This window comes from Leucobacter sp. MMO-125, from assembly GCF_037148395.1.
In the GTDB taxonomy this organism is placed as follows: Bacteria; Actinomycetota; Actinomycetes; order Actinomycetales; family Microbacteriaceae; genus Leucobacter.
In genome coordinates this window covers 129,051-148,486 of the sequence record NZ_JBBCTL010000003.1, presented here as the reverse complement: position 1 = coordinate 148,486, position 19,436 = coordinate 129,051, and the positions used below count along the sequence as shown (strand labels likewise).

Here is a 19,436-nt window from a genome sequence, read left to right as displayed (position 1 = left end):
GGGGCTCAGCTTCGGCGGGTGAGGGCTACGCCTTCGCGGGCTCCGGATCCCGGATCTCGTCCGTCGACGGGCCGCCGGGGTGCGCCACCACGGTCTCCACATCGGTGTTGTCGAAGGCCTGGCCCTTGCGAGGAGCGTTGTAGAGATCGACGTCGAGGATGCCCTCGCGCTTCGCGACGATCGTAGGCACGAGTGCCTGGCCGGCGACATTCACCGCGGTGCGGCCCATGTCGATGATGGGGTCGACAGCGAGCAGCAGGCCCACGCCTTCAAGGGGCAGACCCAGCGTCGACAGGGTCAGCGTGAGCATCACGGTCGCGCCGGTGGTGCCCGCGGTGGCGGCCGAGCCGACCACCGAAACGATCACGATGAGCAGGTACTGCACGATGGTGAGGTCGATGCCGAAGAACTGCGCGATGAAGATCGCGGCGAGGGCGGGGTAGACCGCGGCGCAGCCGTCCATCTTGGTGGTTGCGCCGAGCGGCACTGCGAAGGAGGCGTAGCCGCGCGGCACGCCGAGGTTGCGCTCGGTGACGCGCTGGGTGAGCGGCAGTGTGCCGATCGACGAGCGGCTCACGAAGGCCAGCTGAACAGCGGGCCACACCCCTGAGAAGTACTGCTTGACCGAGAGGCCATGCGCCTTCACGAGCACGGGGTAGACCACGAAGAGCACGAGTGCGAGTCCCAGGTAAAGCACCGCGACGAACCAGGTGAGCGAGCCCATCTTGTCCCAGCCGTACTCGGCGACGGCGTTGCCGATGAGGCCGAGGGTGCCCAGGGGCGCGATCCTGATGATCCACCACAGCACCTTCTGGATGACCGCGAGCGCGGATTCGGTGAGCTTGATGAACGGTTCCGCCTTCTCGCCGATCTTGAGCGCTGCGATGCCGACAGCGACCGAGATCACGATGACTTGCAGCACGTTGAAGCTGGCGGATCCGGTGAAGGAGCCCGTCTCGGCGTCGACGCCGCCGTTCACGCCGAGGCCCAGGAAGTTCGAGGGCACGAGGCCGATGAGGAAGTTCCACCAGCTGCCGACGGCGTAGGGATCGCCGGTCTCGAGTTCGCTCTGGGAGGCCTGCGCGCCGGGCTGGAACACGACGCCGAGCGCGATGCCAATGGTGACGGCGATAAGGGCGGTGATGGCGAACCACAGCAGGGTCTGGCCTGCGAGGCGAGCGGCGTTCGTGACCTGGCGCAGGCCGACGATGCTCGACACAATGGCGGTGAAGATGAGCGGCACGACTGCGGCGCGCAGCAGTGACACGTAGCTGTCACCGATGGTGCCGAGGGTTGCCTGAAGGCCGTTCGGATTGCCTTCTGCGTCGGCCCCGATCGAGCGGGCGATGCCGCCGAGCACGAGGCCGAGCGCTAGTGCGGCGAGGATTTGCCACCCGAAGGAGGTCACCCACTTGGGGAGGCGGCGCCGCGTTTCGGGTGCGGTCGGAGAAGTCGACACGACAGGGTTCCTTTCGATGGTGAGCGCGGGATCTGAGGTGTGCGGATCTGCGCGAAGTGCGTGCGGGCGTGAAGCCCGGGCCGCAGGAGAGTGTAGCAAGCTATTCGCCTGAGTTATTCCACATATTGCAAATTGTTGAGTTGAGATGTGCTTGCTTGCGCTGTGCGGCGGCGGATCGGCGGCGCTGTCGCGCCGCGATCCGCTGCCGAATGTGGCGAGGCCGGGTATCCTGGCCCTATGGCAGATTCTTCGTTTGACGTGGTGAGCAAGATCGATTCGATGGAGGTCGAGAACGCGGTCAACCAGGCCCGCAAGGAGGTCGAACAGCGCTACGACTTCAAGGGTGTGGGTGCTGACGTGACCTTCTCGGGTGACAACATTCAGATCAGGGCCAACACCGAGGAGCGCGCGAACGCCGTGCTCGACGTGCTGCAGTCGAAGTTCATCAAGCGCGGCCTCTCGCTCAAGGCGCTCGACAGTGGCGAGCCCTACCCGAGCGGTAAGGAGTATCGCATCGACTCCAAGCTGAAGGAGGGCATCGACCAGGCCACCGCCAAGAAGTTGAACAAGCTGATCCGCGACGAGGCCCCGAAGGCCGTCAAGTCGCAGATCCAGGGCGACGAGCTGCGCGTCAGCTCGAAGAGCCGTGACGATCTGCAGGAGACTATCGCGCTGCTCAAGGGTGCCGACGTCGACGTGGCCTTGCAGTTCGTCAACTTCCGCTGAACATGATCGGCCAGAACCTGCTCGGACCAGAGCCCACCCATCTGCAGCCCGAGCCTGAAGTTGTCGCGGCGCTCGCCGCCGGCGCCGATCTCGAATCGGTCGTGCGGGAGCACCCCGAGTCGCCGCTCGCCTGGGCGCTGCTCGCCGACAGCGCCGACTCCGAGGGGCGTGAGATCGAGGCCTACGCCTATGCCCGTGTGGGCTACCATCGCGGGCTCGATGCGCTGCGCAAGGCGGGCTGGCGCGGGGCCGGGCCACTGCCGTGGGCTCACGAGCCCAACAGGGGAGTGCTGCGCGCGCTCTATGCGCTGCGCCGATCCGCCGCCCGCATAGGCGAGCACAGCGAGGTCACCCGGCTCACCGAGTTTCTCGACGGAGCCGACCCGCAAGCCATCGCGGCCATCGAGGCCACCGACGCCACTAACGCCTGAGTGCCAACGGCCGAAGCAACCTTCGGTCGCCACCCCTGTGGGTGCGCCGCGGGCCTTCCGATCCAGCCGAATCGGCTTCGTCGGGGGTGCCGGGTAGACTGGGGCGGTATCTGCCACAGCTGCAAAGGAAGGGGCTGAAATGCCCGCAGTGCTCATCACCGGTGCCCAGTGGGGCGACGAGGGGAAGGGGCGAGCGACCGACCTGCTCGGCAGCCGCGTCGAGTACGTGGTCAAGTTCAACGGCGGCAACAACGCCGGCCACACTGTTGTGGTGGGCAACGAGAAGTACGCCCTGCACTTGCTCCCCTCCGGCATTCTGACTCCCGGCGTCGTGCCCGTCATCGGTAACGGTGTGGTGATCGACCTCGGCGTGCTCAAGCAGGAGCTCGATGCCCTCAGCAGCCGCGGCGTCGACGTGTCGCGCCTGAAGGTGAGCGCGAACGCGCACGTCATCACCGCCTACCACCGCACCCTCGACAAGGTCACCGAACGCTTCCTGGGCAAGCGTCAGATCGGCACGACGGGCCGCGGCATCGGCCCGGCCTACGCCGACAAGATCAACAGGGTGGGAATCCGCATCCAGGATCTCTTCGACGAGAGCATTCTGCGCCAGAAGGTCGAAGCGGCGCTTGAGTTCAAGAACCAGGTGCTCGTCAAGATCTACAACCGACGCGCCATCGAGGCCGACGAGGTGATCGCCGACCTGCTGAGCTTCCGCGAAATGCTCGAGCCGATGGTGTGCGACACCGGGCTGCTGCTGCATGAGGCCATGCAAGACGGCAAGACCGTGCTGTTCGAGGCTGGACAGGCCACGATGCTCGACATCGACCACGGCACCTACCCCTTCGTCACCTCATCGAACGCGACCGCAGGCGGTGCGAGCACCGGCTCGGGTCTGCCCCCGCACCAGCTCGACCGCATCATCTCCGTGGTGAAGGCCTACACGACCCGCGTCGGTGCCGGCCCGTTCCCCACTGAGCTCTTCGATGAGTTCGGCGAGCACCTCGCGAGCGTCGGCCACGAATACGGCACCACCACGGGCCGGGCCCGCCGCTGCGGCTGGTACGACGCGCCCATCGCGCGTTACGCAGCCCGCATCAACGGTGTCACCGACTTCGTACTTACCAAGCTGGATGTGCTTTCTGGTCTTGAAACGATCCCGGTCTGCGTCGCCTACGACGTGAACGGCGTGCGGCACGATGAGATGCCCGTGAATCAGAGCGACTTCCACCACGCGAAGCCGATCTACGAGGAGTTCCCCGGTTGGTCGGAAGACATCTCGGGCGCGCGACGCTTCGAAGATCTGCCGAAGAACGCGCAGGATTACATCCTCGCGCTCGAAGCGATGAGCGGTGCTCGTATCTCAGCGATCGGCGTCGGCCCCGAGCGCGAGCAGGTCGTGGTGCGCCACGACCTGCTCGACTGAGGGGGCGAGTGTGAGCGAGCCGACGCCTGAGCAGCGCCTCACCGCGCTGCGCTCCAGCATCGACAACATCGATGCGGCGCTCGTGCACATGCTCGCGGAGCGCTTCCGCTGCACGCAGGAGGTTGGTCGATTGAAGGCCGATCACGACATGCCGCCGTCGGACCCTTCGCGTGAGGCGCGGCAGATTGCGCGTTTGCGTTCCCTCGCCGAGGACGCGCACCTCGACCCCGAGTTCGCCGAGAAGTGGTTCAACTTCGTGGTGGCAGAGGTGATTCGCCACCACACCCGCATCGCGAACGAGTCGGAGTAGCGGCGGGGTCGCAGGCCGAACAGAACATCGCACTTGCGAATCATTCGAACATATGTTCGAATGAGCGCATGAGGTGGAACGGTCAACGCGTAGACGCGGCGTCGGAGGCGACGCTGCCGGGGCTCGGCCTCGGCGAGGTTGCAGCGCTGCCCGGCCACCTGCGCACGGTCAGAGCGCCCGAGTTCGCCGGCCTGGTCTTTCACGAGGTGATCGCGAAGAGCGCGCTCAACCGGGTGCCGGCCTCGTCTTCGATGCCCTTCTCCTGGACCATCAACCCCTATCGCGGCTGTTCTCACGCCTGCGTGTACTGCTTCGCCAGGGGATCTCACCGCTACCTCGACTTCGACACGGGCCGCGACTTCGATTCGCAGATCGTGGTGAAGGTCAATATCGCGGAGGTGCTCGGCCGTGAGCTGGGCAGGCCGAGCTGGGCGGGAGAGCATGTGGCGCTCGGCACCAACACCGATCCCTATCAGCGCGCTGAGGGTCGGTACCGGCTCATGCCCGGCATTATCGATGCCCTCGCCCGCAGCGCAACGCCCATGTCGATCCTCACCAAGGGCACCCTGCTGCGCCGCGATCTGCCGCAACTCGTTGAAGTCGCGCAGCGTGCCCCCGTCACGCTGTCGATGTCGATCGCGGTGACCGACCCCGAGCTGCAACGCGCGATCGAGCCGGGGGTGCCCTCGGCCCGTGCAAGGCTCGACACCATCGCCACAGCCCGCGATGCCGGCTTCGCGCCCGACGTCTTCGTGATGCCAGTGATGCCGCACCTCACCGACTCCACCGAGCAACTCGGCTCGCTATTGCGCGACATCCGCGCCGCGGGCGCCCGCTCGGTCATGTACGGCCCGCTGCATCTCAGGGCTCACGTCAAACCATGGTTCTTCGCATGGCTCGAGCGGGCATACCCGGAGCTCCTGCCGGTCTACCATTCGCTCTACCCAGGCAGTGCGAGCCGCGCCCCGCAGGCCTACCGCATAGAGCTGGCTGCGCGGATCCGCCCCATCATCCGGCGCCTCGGGCTCGAATGGTCGGCGCCGCGCGACACCGGCGCCGCGCGAAGCAGGGCGCAGTTCTCTGCTGAGCAGCTCGCCACGATCGGCCCACCCGGGGTTCCCGCACCCACGCTGTTCTGAGAGGCGAGGAGACGCGAGGTGAGAATGCGACGAGGCAGAGATGAGAGCGTGCGGGGGCGCGATCGCCTCGCTGCGCTCAGGCGGCGGATCGAGCCATCGTGGTGCTCGCGGTGCGCGCCTCGGCAATCGCATCGAGCACCCGCAGGCGCAGCGCGTTCCCGCGGTCCGCAAAACCGCGCTGCAGGCGGGCGTACTCTCGCTTGCCGGCCGCAGTCTCAATGGGGATCGCCTGCAGTTGCACCCCCGAAGCGCCGACGAAGGCGCTCACGTCGTAGGGCGAGGCCCGCATATCGACTTCCCGAATGTCCCGCGCCAACTCAAAGGCATCGAGTAGCGTTTCGCCAGGCACGATCGGCCCGAGCTTCGCCGCCCATTTGTAGACGTCCATGCCGGCGTGCAGGCAGCCCGGCTGTTCCAGTTCGGGCTGCGACTCCCGGGTGGGTTGCAGTGCATTGAGCGGCGCGGCCTCGGGGGTAAAGAACCGAAACGCATCGAAGTGGGTGCAGCCAATAGGGTGACTCTCGACGACGAGGTCTGTGGCCTCGTGGCCAATACGCAGCGGCAGCGCAGTGTGCCGCAGCTGCTCAGAAGTCATGCGGTAGACCATCGCCCACTCGTGCAGGCCGAAACAGCCGAAGCGAGGTGCCCGATCGAGCGTGCGGCGCAGTAGCGTCTCGACGTAGTCAACGGTGCCCCCGCGCTTGGCGAAGAAGCCCACAACATCGACTGCCGCATGCTCAGCAGTCGAGCCCGCCGACCCCGCAGCAATGCGCGCCTCCGAGTCGCCCCGGCGCACGGGCGTGTAGTGCCGCCACGCCCCGCGATCCGGAGCCGCATTCTCCAGCACCACCCCGGCACCCGGGTGCCACCTGCGCAGCTCCGCAGGCTTGACCGAGTAGTAAGTCCACAGGAAGTCTTCCACCGGATGCCGCTCCCCGAGCAGCTTCCGCTCGCGATGCGCCGCGGTGAGGGCATCAGCGCGCAACTGGTGGGCGATCTCGCGTGACCGCCACTCGTTCTGACGCAGCATCAGTGCTCCATGCCCCGCAGCTTGTCGATCTCGCGGCGTTCGCGCTTTGTCGGCCTGCCCGCGCCGCGGTCGCGCAGCACCGGTGACGGGCGCTCAACGCGTGGCGGTGCCGGCGGGGTCAGATCTTCGAAGTAGTGCGCCGCATCGGCTGCGCTGCCGCGACGTGACGCCAGCCCCGTCACGCGGTAGACACGATCGAAGCCGTGCAGACGCACCCGCACCTCATCGCCCACCCGCACCGCCTGCGCGGCCTTCGCTGGCTGATCGTTCACGCGCACATGCCCGGCCCGGCACGCCGCCGTGGCCTGGCTGCGGGTTTTTGCGAGCCGAGCTGCCCACACCCAGCTGTCGAGTCGCACCGAATCCATGCAGATCAGGCTACCCGCCTCACCTCAAACCCGGCGGGTGATCAGGCAGGATGGGAGCATGAGCGCCGAATACGAGACCATCGCCGCGCCCGTCGAGGCCGAGCTCGAAATCTCACGCTCGCGCTTTCTGACGCGCCTCGAGCGCGTCGACAACGAGGAGCACGCGCGAGCCGTCATCGCCAGGGTGCGCGCCGATCACCCTCGCGCCAGGCACCACTGCTCGGCATTCGTGCTCGGGCCGGATGGCCGGGTGCAGCGATCCAACGACGATGGCGAGCCGAGTGGCACTGCAGGTGCGCCGATGCTCGACGCGCTCGTGTCGGCGGGCCTCAGCGATGTTGTCGCTGTGGTCACCAGATACTTCGGCGGGGTGCTGCTCGGGGCCGGCGGCCTCACCCGCGCCTATCGGGCCTCCGTCGCGGAGGCAGTGTTGCAATCGACGCGGCTGCAGCGGGGCCTGCGCCGTGAGGTTGTGGTGACGAGCGGGTATGAGGTGGCGCCGGTGATCGAAGCCGAGGCTCGACGGCGAGGCTACGGTGTCGGCGATGCCGGTTACAGCGATCGGGTGGAGCAACGCTACCTCGTCGCAGACGACGATCTTGCCGCCCTTGCTGCCGTCGCAGCCGAACTCAGCGCGGGGACCGCCGAAGTGAAGCCGGGCGAGGCCGCGTACATCGATCTGCCGGACTGAAGCCGTGTAAGTGAATTCGTTCCCCTCGGAGGGGCACACCGAGGGGAACGAAGAAGCCCCCGACGACCTGGGGGACAGGGCCGGGGGCTCAATCCCTCCCGCGGAGATGGACACCGGTGGGAGAGAGTGACGTCTTCCCGGGGGGAACTGGGTTGAGCGCCGATATTGATACTAAAAGCGTAGATTTCGCACAGGTGCGAAAAGCATCGAACTTCACCCGTCCTTTCACCCGCGGGTGGGGTACAGAACGGAAAAGGGTGAATTTTTGAACCCCAGTTCTCTGTCGGAGGCCCGCGATAGCCTGTGGGAGTGAACTTCTGGTCAGAGATCGTCGGTCAGGCCGATGCGGTGCGAGCGCTGCAGCATGCCTCCGATCCCGCAGCCGCCGCGCCTCCCGCGCATGCCTGGCTCATCACAGGCCCACCAGGATCGGGCCGCTCCAACCTCGCGTTCCGCTTCGCCGCCGCACTCATCGCGCGCACCGAGGCCGAACGCCAGATCGTGTTCGAGCAGGTGCGAGCCCGCACCCACCCCGACCTGGGGGTGCTCACCACGCAGAAGCTGCTCATCGATATCAAGGCCGCCCGCGAAATCGTCACCACCGCGCACTACGCGCCCGCGGAAGGGCGGTTCAGGGTGATCGTCATCGAAGATGCCGATCGCATGCCCGAGCGCACCTCGAACGTGCTGCTCAAAGCCCTCGAAGAGCCGCCGGAGCGCACCATCTGGGTGCTCTGCGCACCCAGTGAGGCCGATCTGCTGCCCACGATCCGCTCTCGCACCCGCTCGCTGCGCCTGGTGACCCCCAGCCCCGATGACATTGCGCGACTGCTCCACGAACGCGACGGCATCGACGTCGCCGCAGCCGAACGTGCGGCCCGTCTGGCTCAGAGCCACATCGGCATGGCCCGCCGGCTTGCGAGTGACCCCGAGGCGATGGCGCGTCGCGAGCGTTCCCTCGAAGTGGCGCTCTCGATTAGCACCCTGGGCGATGCCATGCGCGCAGCCGCATCACTCGTGAAGGTTGCTGAGGCCGACGCCGCAGCGCTCACCGAGCAGCTCGACGCCCGCGAACGCGAGGAAGCCCTGCGCAGCCTGGGGCTCGCACCCGGCGCGGCGATCCCGCTTCAGATGCGCGCTCAGGTGCGCGCGCTCGAAGAAGACCAGAAACGCCGGGCCACCCGCAGCCTGCGCGACGGCATCGATCGCATTCTCACCGACCTGCTCTCGCTCTACCGAGATGTGCTGCTCGTGGCCCTCGGCGCAGAACCCGAGCTCATCAACCGCGAGCACGCGAAGCGCATCGCAGAGCTCGCTGAACGGTGGTCGCCCACGCGGGCGCTCGCGATGGTCACCGCAGTCGAAACCGCGCGGCAGCGTCTCACCCGCGGCATCACGCCAGGGCTCGTGCTCGAAGCACTGTTCGCCGCGATCGTCACACCTGTGCCGAGTGGTGCGGCGCTTCAGGCAGGAGCGAGGGCATGAGCGCCGGCAGCGCGGGGAGCGCAGCAGCCCGCCGCACCGCTCGTCGGGTTGCGGGCCGCGCAGTGGCCGCGGCGATCCTCTCAGCATCACTGCTGCTCACGGGCTGCAGCCCCCTGATGTCGTTCTTCGGCGGCGGATCGCCGGCGGTCAAACTGCCTGAACGCCCGAGCGGCGGTGTCGAGGGCTTCGCTGCTCAGCAGCCCGCCTGGTCGCCCTGCGGCGACGGCATGCAGTGCGCCGACGTATATGCCCCGCTGGACTGGGGCGATCCCGGCGGCGAAACGATCACGCTGCGACTCGTGAAGCACCCTGCCACGGGAGACAACCGCATCGGCACCCTGTTCGTGAATCCCGGCGGTCCGGGCGCCTCGGGGGCAGACTACGTGGCCGAGAGCCTCGACTACGCCGTGCCAGACGAGGTGCAGCGCGCCTACGACATCATCGGCTGGGACCCGCGCGGAGTGGGGCAGTCGACGCAGGTGCGCTGCTTCGACGCAGCCGGAATGGACGACTTCCTCTTCGGGGTTGAGCCCGGGGCTGAGCCCGTGCGCGGAGACGACGCTTGGATCGACGCCGCCCTCGAAGAGTCTCGCGCCTTCGGCGAAGCCTGCAAGAAGGGCACCGGAGACCTCATCGGCCATGTGAGCACCGCCGACACCGTGCAAGACCTCGACATGCTGCGCGCCATCGTCGGCGACGAGCAGCTGCACTACCTCGGCTTCTCGTACGGCACCTACATCGGTGCGCGGTACGCCGACGCCTACCCTGAGCGCGTGGGCCGTCTTGTGCTCGACGGCGCGATGGACCCAACGGCATCCCTCTCCGACGTGGTGCGCGAGCAAACCCGCGGGTTCGAACTTTCCCTGCGGGCATACCTCACCGACTGTCTGCAGCGCAAGGATTGCCCCTTCACGGGCAGCGTCGACGATGCGATGGAACGTATCGGTGCGCTTCTCGACAGAGTCGACGCGAAGCCACTCAAGGGAGCAGACGGCCGCATGGTCGGCGCGAACACGATGCTCACCGCGATCATCACGCCGCTCTACTCGCAGGGCAACTGGGGCTACCTCGATCAGCTATTCGCCTCAGCAGAACAGGGCGACGCCGAGGTGGCGCTGTCGCTCGCCGATTTCTACTACGACCGGGTCGGCGGCGAGTACGCAAGCAACTCGACCGAGGCGTTCTCGGCGATCAACTGCCTTGATTACCCCACAGCAGAGCTGGACCGGGACCGCATGCGGGCTGATGCGGCAGAACTCGACCGCATCGCGCCCACGATCGGGCGTTTCCAGGGCTTCGGCGACCTGGCGTGCGCCGAATGGCCGGTGCAGGGCGTGTCTGAGCGCCTACCGGTGACGGCTGCCGGTGCTGCGCCCATTCTTGTGGTGGGCACCACTGGTGATCCGGCGACCCCGTATCGTTGGGCCGAATCGCTCGCCGATCAGCTCGAGAGTGGTGTGCTTGTCACCTACCGTGGCGAGGGCCACACCGCCTACGGTGAGAGCGACTGCGTGCGCGATGTGGTCGATGCCTACCTGCTCAAGGGGGTCGTGCCGAAGCAGGATCCGCTCTGTTCGTAGCGGTCTTGCGCGACTCGAATCGGGCTGCGCGCTTGTGGTAAAGTAGGCGCTTGTGTGCGGGAGCAATTCCGCACCAGGCCGCCTTAGCTCAGGGGTAGAGCAGTTCCCTCGTAAAGAACAGGTCGTCGGTTCAAATCCGACAGGCGGCTCTCATCGACAGTCCTCGCTTCGGCGGGGGCTGTTCCCGTTTCCGGGAAGCTCCCAGCAGCTTTCGCCCCGCTTTGCGCCGCGTAGGCTGGTGGCGTGAACGAACCAGCTGTTGCTGCCTCGCCGGGCGCGTCGAAGCCGCGTATCGCGTACTGGGATAACGCGCGGTTTCTGCTGATCGTGCTCGTCGTGGTAGGCCACATGATCTCGACGGTGCGCACCGACTCCGCTGAGGGGTTCGCCCTCTACACCTTCATCTACCTGTTCCACATGCCCGCGATGATATTGCTGGCTGGGCTGTTTTCGAAGCCGGAGATCACTCCGAAGGCGCTCGCCTCAACCGTGCAGTTGCTCGCTACCTGGCTGCTCTGGGAGGGCATCTGGGCGGGAATCAGGTTCACGGTTACGGGCCAGGAGCCGGGGGCTGGCTTTCTGGTCAATCCCGCATGGACGTTGTGGTTCTTGGTCTCGCTGGTGACGATGCGGATCCTGCTGCCCTACATTGCGAAGCTTCGGCACCCGTTGCTGTTCTCGGTTGTGCTGGCGTTGGGGTCGGGGCTGCTGCCCGCGGTAGGCACGGCATTCTCCGCGTCGCGCACGCTAGTGTTTCTGCCGTTTTTTGTGGCCGGCTGGTTGATCAAGGATCGCGGTTGGCTCGACGGCGAGTGGTTCGTGCACCCAGCAAAGTGGGCTCGCCTCGCGGCGTGGGGTTTGTTCGGGGCGCTCGCGTTCCTGCTGGCCCTCACTCCCCGGCTGCGAGAAATCTGGCGTATCGACCGTTGGTTGACCTGGCGTGACGACTACCTCACCCTGTTCGAGCGAGCCCCGCTCGGCGACTGGCAGCCGAGCGCGTGGGTGTGGGTGTCGCTCGGGGGTATGGCGGTGACTGCGGCGCTGCTGGTCTTGGCGGCAGCGCTGACGCTGGCGATGCTCGTGGTGACGCCGCGCCGTCGCAGCATCATCACGGTGTGGGGCGCGCGCACGCTCTACGTCTACCTGTTGCACGGCCCCGTGGTGTGGGCGCTGCGTGAGAGCGGAGCGGTCGACGCGATGGCCGATGCTGGTGGCCTGCTGGTGCTTGTGGCGTTTGGGGTTGCCCTCGCGGTGCTGTTCTCGCTGATGTGGATCGCGCGCGTGTTTCGACCGGTGATCGAACCGCGTGTCGACTGGCTGCTGCGGAGCCCGTAGCGGCGTGTCTTCGCGTGCCGCGTGCGAGAAATGTCCGTGGGTCGCGGTACGTTCGGAGCACGGGCATCGCAGAGGAGGTCACCGTGCATCGGCAGCAGCGAGATCGGCGCAACGCGCGTTCTGTGCGTGCGATGCGGCTCGTCTGCGGCACGGTCGTGGTGGCGCTGCTCGCGGGTTGTGCACAGATCGCCCCTGTCGCCGGGTGGCAGCCCCCGGAGTGGCCCTCGGCTGCGGGGGTGAGCTTGGTGGTGGCTGACGAGGCCACGGGTGGCAGCGCGGGTTCGGTGGTTGCTGATGGAATGGCCGCGATCGGTGGGAAGGATCTCGGCTTCATCGAGCGGCGATTGCGCAATGACCGGGCTCGCCTGCAGGCGCGCTACGTCGAGATACCCGGATGGCATCGCTTCAATGAGCGCATGATTGAACTGCTGCACGGCGCTATTGCCGCGACGGGCACCGCGATTGCGCCTGAGGTGTTCCCGGTTGCGGCAGGGCTGTCGCACGGCGGCTGCGTGCCTGGTTCGGCGAGTCGGCCGGCGGCACAGCTGCTCGCCGATCCGTTGACGGGCCCGCTTGATGGTACCGGAGCAGGCACCTCGTTCGTCTGCGAGATCACCACGGCGTTCGGTTCGATCGTCGGGGTGACCGCGAGAACTGTCGTGGGCGGCCCCGAGGGTGTCACGAGCGACAGCGCGGTCACGCTCTACGCCGATGTGGCGACGGGCGAGGTGCACGAGTCAGGCGATCTGTGGAGTGCTGAGGCTCCTGGCCAGATGTGGACGAGCACCGTCGAGCTGCTGCGGCGGCAAGCCGGAGGGCTGAGCGCGGCCCCTGTCGCTGCGCCCGATGATGCGCAACTGCAGCTCGCCCGCCGCGCGCTTGCTTCGGCACGTTTCACCGAGAGCGGTGCCAGCGTCGTGCTGCCTGTCGGCATCAGCGCGCCCGAGCTGGCCGGTCTCGGCATGAAAGCCACAGACGCTGTCACGACAGTCGACATCAGCGGCGAGCAACTGGCAGCGTGGCTGAGCCCGTTCGGGGTTGAGATGCAGGCCGGTCGGGGCGCACCTTTCGTGGGGATGCCGACCTGGCGGGCTGATCAACCGGTCGATTGCAGCCTGCTCGCCTGCGTGGCGGTGACCTACGATGATGGGCCTTCCGAGCACACCGCGCGGCTGCTCGACACTCTGCGCGCTGAGCGGTCGGCGGCCACCTTCTTCATGATCGGTTCCGCCGTGCGCGCGCAGCCCGAACTCGCGCAGCGCGTCGCCACTGAGGGGCACGGCATCGGCAGCCACACGATGACCCACCCCGACCTCACAACGGTCAGCCCTGACAAAGCTCGCACGGAGGTGCTCGACGCCGAGGCGATGCTCACACGGGTCACAGGGCGCACCATCACCACCTACCGCCCGCCCTACGGTGCGGTGAATGAGCGGGTGCTCGCCGCTGTAGGGCAGCCGGCGATTCTGTGGTCGATCGACACGCTCGATTGGAAAAAGCCGGGCCGTGAAGAACTCGTGCAGCGATCAGTAGGCGTCGCCGCTCCCGGCGACATCATTCTCTTCCACGATTCGCACGCCGAGACTGTCGACAGTGCTGAGGTGGTGCTGCGGGGCTTGCGCGATCGGGGTTTCACGCTGGTGACTGTCGATCAACTGTTCGGCGGCCAGGTGCCGGGTGGAAGGGTGACACGACGATGAGCCGCCGCAGCCAGGAGTCGCGCACCGCGACGGTGCGGGTGACCGCCGGGCCGGAAGAGCCGCGCGAGCAAGGGCAGCGGCGTCCGTCACGCGCCCGCGTCTGGGTGGTATCGGTGCTGTTCGCGGTGCTGGCGCTCCTTGTCGCGGCTGCCGCCTACGCGGTCACGTTCGCTCCCGAGCAGTACGCGAGTGCGCAGGCGGTATCAGCCGATGGCGAGGCTGCCTCTGAGGTGGGCGGTGGGGTGCAGCTCGTGCCGGCCAAGGGCTGGGTGGTGCAGCCGCTCGTGCGCGAGATCGTGGAGTGGCCGCCCTTGCCGCCGCTGCATGACTGGTCAGTGCTGCTGGGGGAGTCGAACGGGCTGCTGCTGCTGTCGCCCGATCACGGCATGCGCGTCGAGGTTGAGGTGCTGAGCCCGGGGAGCGAGCGCGCAGCGCGCGCCTGGCTGCGAGAGTCAGTGTCCAAGAGCGATGCATCTGGTGGTCGCGGGGCGGATGCTCGTGACGGCGCCGATTCGGGGGGTGGGGCGGTTCCCGGAGACGGGGCAGAGACCGGCGATGCTGCGGATGCTGGAAGTGGGGTTCGTTCCGGTGACAGCGGCGATGCGGCCGTGCGCAGTGAGACCCTTGCGTCTGGCTTCGAAGTGCAGCACCTTGACTCCGATGGGGGGATCGCCGCGGTTGTCGATACCGGGTCAGGCTGGGTCACGCTGCGAGCCGAAGCCGTCGGTAGCGCCGCGGGCAAGACCGCGGCCGACACCGCTGCCCACACCGGGAGTGACATAGCGGGTGCAGCCGCAGGCGGCACCGGGGGCCAGCCGCTCGAGCGCTACCGTCCGGCGTTCTCAGCGCTGCTGGAGAGCATCAAGGCGCAGTAGCCCGCAGCGAAGCCGATGCGCCAACCCACGGTCGTGGTGAGACCGGGGCTGGGCAAGCCCAGCGGTAGGTCTCCCTCGCTGCGAGGCCTCGCCGTGTTCACCTCCGCAGCGGCGTTCCCGCCGCTATCCCTCCGACGGGACCAGCAGCTGGTGCTTGGCGAGTTCGCGGTAGAGCGGTGTTGTGTCGAGTAGCTGGGCGTGCGTGCCCTCGCCGACGACACGGCCCTGGTCGAGCACGATGATCTTGTCGGAGTCGACCACCGTCGACAGGCGGTGCGCGATCACCACGAGTGTGCGCCCGGTCGCAACAGAATCGAGTGCATCGCGCATCAGCCGCTCGTTCACCCCGTCGAGGCTGGCCGTCGACTCGTCGAGCAGCAGGATCGGGGGAGCGGTGAGCAGCGCCCGCGCGATCGCGAGTCGCTGCTTCTCCCCACCCGACAGCATGATGCCGTTCTCACCAACCTGCTGATCGAGCGCGCGGGCGAGTTCTGCCTCGGAGAGCGGTGGGACTTCGCCGAGCTCAGCAGCGGGCAGCGAAGTGGTTGTTCGCCCGGCCGAACGGTCGAGAAGCCCGCCGAGGTTTACGGCTCGCAGCACGCGTTCGCAGGCGTGGTCGGTGGCGTCGGGGGCGCCGAGCCGCAGATTGTCGCGCAGGCTGCCCGCAAGCACGGGTGCGTCTTGCTCGACGTACCCCATCTGCGCGCGCACCTCGGAACGGTCGAGGGTGCGCAGATCCGCACCGAACAGCGACACCGCACCCTCGTCAGGGTCATAGAAGCGCTCGATGAGCCCCAGCAGCGTCGACTTACCCGCACCTGAAGGGCCGACGAGAGCGACGCGCGATCCGCGAGGCACCTCGAAGCTCACGCCGTGCAGCACCGGTGTTTCGATGATCTCGGCGGGCGCAGCCTCGGCATCGCGCCGGGCGCCGCGCCCGCCGCGCACGAGATCGCGGGCGTCGGCCCGGGCCGGAGCAGCTGAGCGGTACGTGAAGCGCACCTCGGAGAAGCGGATCGCCGCGGCGGATTCGCGCCTCGACGATTCGAGCGGCATGATGCGGCCGAGCGGCGAAAGCTCGGCGTCATGCTCGGTCTCGGTGGAAAGCTCGGAGATCTCCTGGATGCGGCCCAGCGCCCCCAGGGCCTGATTGATCGCGGTGATCGCCCCGAAGGCCTGCCCCAGTGGCATCACCATCAGGAACAAGAAGATGATGAAGGTGACCAGCTGCGCGATCGTAATGGCCCCCGTCGCAACCCGATAGCCGCCGAGTCCGAGCACCACTAGGAACGACAGCTGCATCGCGAGGAACGACACAGGCACGATGAACGCCGAAATCTTCGCGACCTTCACCCCGAGCAGGTACGCTTCCTCAGCATCGCGCTCGGTGACGCGCTGCTCGCGTTCGGCCGCACCAGCAGCTCTGATGGTGCGGATCGACGAGATGGTGCGATCCACCTGCGCGGCAAGATCACCGACCTTCTCCTGAGCCTTCGCAACTGCCGGCCTGATACGGCTCGACACAAGCACCACCACCAAGAGGGCGGCGAGAATCACACCGAAGGTGATCCCGAACAGCATCGGATCGATCACCAGCATGCCGATGAGCGCACCCACGAAGACGAGCATGCCGCTGATGGCTTCGACAAGTCCCTGTGTGAGCACCGCCCGAAGCAGCGTGGTATCACTGCCGACGCGGGAGACGAGGTCGCCGGTGCGGCGCCTGTCGAACTGCGAAATGGGCAGGTGCAGGATCTTCGCGATGAGACGGCGGCGGCTCGTCAGCACGATGCCCTCGCCCATGCGTTGCAGCACATAGTGCTGCAGACCGCCGAGCACCGCACCCAGGATCACGACAGCGGTGAGCACCGCGAGCAACCCGCCGAGCGACTGACCGCCCTCGACACGGGTGATCACCTGGCCCAGCAGCGGCGGCTGCACCAGTGAGGCCACGGCCCCCACGAGACCGAGTGCGATGGCGAGGGCGAGGGGGCCGCGCTGCTCGAACAGGTAGGGGATCAGCTGCCGCAGCGAAGCGCGGGGCCCGCGAGGGAAGGAGCCTGCGGGGCGCCCCCGCTGCCGGGTGCGTGCGGTGCCGGGAGAAGTCTCATCAGATGTGCCAGCCACGGCCACCACTCTAGGCCAGCTCGGCTGACAAAAAACCCGCCCGCGCCGCGCATGCGCGACCCCCGCCCGAGGGCGACCCGCCTCGCCCGCATGCTGTGTGCATCGAGGTCACCCGTGGGGCCCTTTGGGGGCGGCCGAAAGGGCCACACGGGTGACCTCGATGCTGGGTGAGGCGGATCGCGGCGGATCGCGGAGGGTTGCGGCGGCTGCGTCGGACGGGCAGGCGGATCGCGGCGTCTAGAGGGCGGTAGCGGCGATGGTGCGCGTGGTGATCGCGAGATGCAGTGCGGCCTCAGCAGCCTCGCGGCCCTTCGACTCCGGGGCGCCGGGGCGGCCCGAGCGGTCGAGTGCCTGCTGCTCGTCGTCGGTCGTGAGCACGCCGAAGCCGACGGGGCGGCCGGTGTCGAGCTGCACCCGCGTGAGACCGTCGGTGACGGAGTTGCACACGTAGTCGAAGTGCGGGGTGCCACCGCGCACGATCACGCCGAGGCAGACGGCTGCGTCGAAGCCACCGCCGCCCTGCTCGACGGGGGTGAGTGCGGTCTGCGCGGCGAGCGGCAGTTCGAATGCGCCGGCCACTCGGAAAAGGGCGTGCTCTGCGCCGGCGGCCGCTGATGTGGTCTGCGCGTCGGCGATCATGGGCGCCATGACTTCGTCGTGCCAGCTGCCGGCGATGATGGCAACGCGCAATCCGCTCGCGTCGACGGTGAGGTTGGGGGCTCCGGCTCCACTCATGGGGCGCTCCTTGGGTTGTGGGTTTCAGGATCGGGATGCGCCCGCCGCACCAGGGTGCGGCGGGCGTGGCGGCCGCTGGCTACTGTTCGCGCACCTCTGCGGGCAGTTCGTGGCCCATGCGGTCGCGCTTGGTGTTGAGGTAGCCGATGTTCTGCTCGGTGACGCCCACGAGCAGCGGCACCCGCTCGGAGACGACGATGCCGTGCTCCTCCAGCTGCCGAACCTTCTCGGGGTTGTTGGTGAGCAGGCGCACCCGCTCCACACCGATCTCGGCGAGGATCTCGGCGGCAGCGGTGTAGTCGCGGCTGTCTGCAGGCAGCCCCAGCTGCAGGTTGGCGTCGAGGGTGTCGATGCCCTGTTCCTGCAGTTGGTAGGCCCGCAGCTTGTTGGCGAGGCCGATGCCGCGGCCCTCATGCCCGCGCAGGTATATGACGATGCCGCCGCGCTCGTGCACGAGGTCGAGTGCTGCATCGAGCTGCGGGCCGCACTCGCACTTCAGCGAGCCGAAGGCCTCGCCGGTGATGCACTCGGAGTGCACCCGCACGAGCGCCTCTTTGCCGGGCAGCGAGCCGTCCGGGCCGGGCGCGATCAGCGCGAGGTGGTCGATGCCGAGCCGACGATCGCGGTAGGCACGGGTGCGGAAGTCGCCGTGCACAGTGGGCAGCAGGGTTTCGGCGCGCAGGCTCACGCTGCGGTGCTGCACCTGCTGTGCCGGGGTGGCGACAGGATCATGCTCGTTGAGGTATGCGATGAGCTGCTCGATAGTAATGACGGGCACATTCTCACGCTGCCCCAGTTCGAGCAGTGCGGGGAGGCGCATCATCTCGCCGTCTGCAGCGACGATCTCGCCGATCACCGCGACAGGGCTCAGGCCGGCCAGGCGCATCAGCTCCACGCCTGCTTCGGTGTGCCCGTCGCGAGCGCGAACGCCCCCGTCAACGGCGCGCAGCGGCAGCACATGGCCGGGGCGACGCACATCACTCGGCACCGCGTTGGGGTTGGCGAGGGCGCGCACCGTCGTGGCACGATCACTCGCGCTGATGCCCGTGGTGACGCCGTGCGCGGCGTCAACGGTCACCGTGTATGCCGTTCCGCGTACGTCTTCGTTGCGGTCGACCATCATCGGCAGATCGAGCCTGTCGGCAACCTCATTGGTCATCGGGGCGCACAGCAGGCCGGAAGACCAGTGCACGGTCCACGCGATCCACTCGGGGCTTGCGAGCTCTGCCGAGAGGATCACGTCGCCCTCGTTCTCGCGGTTCTCGTTGTCGGCGACAATCACTGGCCGACCGGCTTTGATAGCGGCGACAGCCTCTTCGATGCTGCTGATGCCGGGCGTTGTGGTGGTCATGCTGGGGTTCCTCCGGTCGTGGTGAAGAAGCTGTGCATGCGCGCGAGATGGCGCGCGAGAATATCGGTTTCGACGTTGACGCGGTCGCCCGCTTCAAGAGAACCGAGCGTGGTCGCGGTGAGCGTTTCGGGGATCAGCGACACCTCGAACCACTGAGCGTCGGCGGGCACGCCTGCGCTGGGCGGGTCTGAGATGGCCGAGACGGTGAGCGAAACACCTGACAGGGTCACCGACCCCTTGTCGACGAGCAGCGGAGCGAGCTCCGGCGACAGCGAGAAGCGCAGCGTGCGCCAGGCGGGGTGCTCCGTCGTGGAGAGCAGCGTGGCCGTGCCGTCGACGTGACCTTGCACGATGTGGCCGCCGAGACGGGTATCGGCGCGCACCGCGCGTTCGAGGTTGACGGGGCTGCCCGGGCGCAGCTCTCCGAGCGTCGACATGCGGATCGACTGCTGCATCACATCAGCGGCGAACCAGCCCCGGCCGGAGCCTGGGTCTGCGTCGGCGCGGCCCTGTTCCACGACTGTCAGACACACGCCCGACACGCAGATCGAGGCACCGTGCTCGGCGTCGCTGGTGACGAGCGGGCCCGCGATGGTGAGGCGGATCGAGTCGCCGATCGGTTCGACGGCGATGATTTCGCCGATCTCTTCGATAAGTCCGGTGAACAT

General features: G+C 67.6%; 18 protein-coding genes and 1 tRNA gene. 12 read left to right on the top strand and 7 right to left on the bottom strand.

Features of this window, described 5'->3' with window-relative positions:
- Window positions 1–25: 25 nt before the first annotated feature.
- Window positions 26–1,459, bottom strand: a complete 1,434-nt coding sequence (locus WFI54_RS08305) for a dicarboxylate/amino acid:cation symporter (protein ID WP_336652324.1) — start codon at window positions 1,457–1,459, stop codon at window positions 26–28.
- Between the two features lie 237 nt (window positions 1,460–1,696).
- On the opposite strand from WFI54_RS08305, the gene WFI54_RS08300 reads away from it, so the two are divergent.
- From WFI54_RS08300 to WFI54_RS08280, 5 genes are all read left to right on the top strand, one after another.
- Window positions 1,697–2,185 carry a YajQ family cyclic di-GMP-binding protein gene (locus WFI54_RS08300; protein ID WP_336652323.1) on the top strand — a complete coding sequence of 163 codons (489 nt, stop codon included), beginning with the start codon at window positions 1,697–1,699 and terminating at the stop codon, window positions 2,183–2,185.
- 2 nt (window positions 2,186–2,187) lie between these two features.
- Window positions 2,188–2,616 (top strand): DUF3151 domain-containing protein, encoded by a 429-nt coding sequence (locus WFI54_RS08295; protein ID WP_336652322.1) that lies wholly within the window; start codon window positions 2,188–2,190, stop codon window positions 2,614–2,616.
- A gap of 139 nt (window positions 2,617–2,755) precedes the next feature.
- Window positions 2,756–4,042, top strand: coding sequence for an adenylosuccinate synthase (locus WFI54_RS08290; RefSeq protein WP_336652321.1), 1,287 nt, complete (start codon window positions 2,756–2,758; stop codon window positions 4,040–4,042).
- 10 nt (window positions 4,043–4,052) lie between these two features.
- Window positions 4,053–4,352 (top strand): chorismate mutase, encoded by a 300-nt coding sequence (locus WFI54_RS08285; RefSeq protein WP_336652320.1) that lies wholly within the window; start codon window positions 4,053–4,055, stop codon window positions 4,350–4,352.
- Between the two features lie 68 nt (window positions 4,353–4,420).
- Window positions 4,421–5,491: an Rv2578c family radical SAM protein gene (locus WFI54_RS08280; RefSeq protein ID WP_336652319.1), complete on the top strand. Its 1,071-nt coding sequence runs from the start codon at window positions 4,421–4,423 to the stop codon at window positions 5,489–5,491.
- A 76-nt stretch (window positions 5,492–5,567) separates the two neighbouring features.
- On the opposite strand, the gene WFI54_RS08275 is transcribed toward WFI54_RS08280, so the two are convergent.
- Window positions 5,568–6,521: a 3-methyladenine DNA glycosylase gene (locus WFI54_RS08275; protein ID WP_336652318.1), complete on the bottom strand. Its 954-nt coding sequence runs from the start codon at window positions 6,519–6,521 to the stop codon at window positions 5,568–5,570.
- Window positions 6,521–6,889, bottom strand: coding sequence for an RNA-binding S4 domain-containing protein (locus WFI54_RS08270; protein ID WP_336652317.1), 369 nt, complete (start codon window positions 6,887–6,889; stop codon window positions 6,521–6,523). The genes WFI54_RS08275 and WFI54_RS08270 overlap by 1 nt, the downstream gene beginning before the upstream one ends.
- 58 nt (window positions 6,890–6,947) lie before the next feature.
- Between WFI54_RS08270 and WFI54_RS08265 the strand changes: the two genes are divergently transcribed.
- From WFI54_RS08265 to WFI54_RS08235, 7 genes are all read left to right on the top strand, one after another.
- Window positions 6,948–7,580, top strand: coding sequence for a YigZ family protein (locus tag WFI54_RS08265; protein ID WP_336652316.1), 633 nt, complete (start codon window positions 6,948–6,950; stop codon window positions 7,578–7,580).
- Window positions 7,581–7,889: 309 nt separating this feature from the next.
- Complete coding sequence (locus WFI54_RS08260) at window positions 7,890–9,065, top strand: DNA polymerase III subunit delta' (protein ID WP_336652315.1); 1,176 nt, start codon at window positions 7,890–7,892, stop codon at window positions 9,063–9,065.
- Entirely contained in the window at window positions 9,062–10,645 is a 1,584-nt protein-coding gene (locus WFI54_RS08255) for an alpha/beta hydrolase (protein ID WP_336652314.1), read from the top strand. Before WFI54_RS08260 ends, WFI54_RS08255 begins: the two co-directional genes overlap by 4 nt.
- A 77-nt stretch (window positions 10,646–10,722) precedes the next feature.
- Window positions 10,723–10,794, top strand: a tRNA-Thr gene (locus WFI54_RS08250).
- Window positions 10,795–10,888: 94 nt separating this feature from the next.
- Entirely contained in the window at window positions 10,889–11,980 is a 1,092-nt protein-coding gene (locus WFI54_RS08245) for an acyltransferase family protein (RefSeq protein ID WP_336652313.1), read from the top strand.
- A gap of 83 nt (window positions 11,981–12,063) precedes the next feature.
- Complete coding sequence (locus tag WFI54_RS08240; protein ID WP_336652312.1) at window positions 12,064–13,680, top strand: polysaccharide deacetylase family protein; 1,617 nt, start codon at window positions 12,064–12,066, stop codon at window positions 13,678–13,680.
- Entirely contained in the window at window positions 13,677–14,555 is an 879-nt protein-coding gene (locus WFI54_RS08235; protein WP_336652311.1) for a hypothetical protein, read from the top strand. The genes WFI54_RS08240 and WFI54_RS08235 overlap by 4 nt, the downstream gene beginning before the upstream one ends.
- Window positions 14,556–14,678: 123 nt before the next feature.
- Here WFI54_RS08235 and WFI54_RS08230 read toward each other — a convergent pair whose 3' ends face one another.
- The 4 genes from WFI54_RS08230 to WFI54_RS08215 form a co-directional block, all read right to left on the bottom strand.
- Entirely contained in the window at window positions 14,679–16,682 is a 2,004-nt protein-coding gene (locus WFI54_RS08230; RefSeq protein WP_442918622.1) for an ABC transporter ATP-binding protein, read from the bottom strand.
- A gap of 237 nt (window positions 16,683–16,919) precedes the next feature.
- Window positions 16,920–17,417, bottom strand: coding sequence for a 6,7-dimethyl-8-ribityllumazine synthase (ribH, locus tag WFI54_RS08225; RefSeq protein ID WP_336652310.1), 498 nt, complete (start codon window positions 17,415–17,417; stop codon window positions 16,920–16,922).
- A gap of 79 nt (window positions 17,418–17,496) precedes the next feature.
- Window positions 17,497–18,768 (bottom strand): 3,4-dihydroxy-2-butanone-4-phosphate synthase, encoded by a 1,272-nt coding sequence (ribB, locus tag WFI54_RS08220; RefSeq protein ID WP_336652309.1) that lies wholly within the window; start codon window positions 18,766–18,768, stop codon window positions 17,497–17,499.
- Window positions 18,765–19,436 (bottom strand): riboflavin synthase, encoded by a 672-nt coding sequence (locus tag WFI54_RS08215; RefSeq protein WP_336652308.1) that lies wholly within the window; start codon window positions 19,434–19,436, stop codon window positions 18,765–18,767. Before WFI54_RS08215 ends, ribB begins: the two co-directional genes overlap by 4 nt.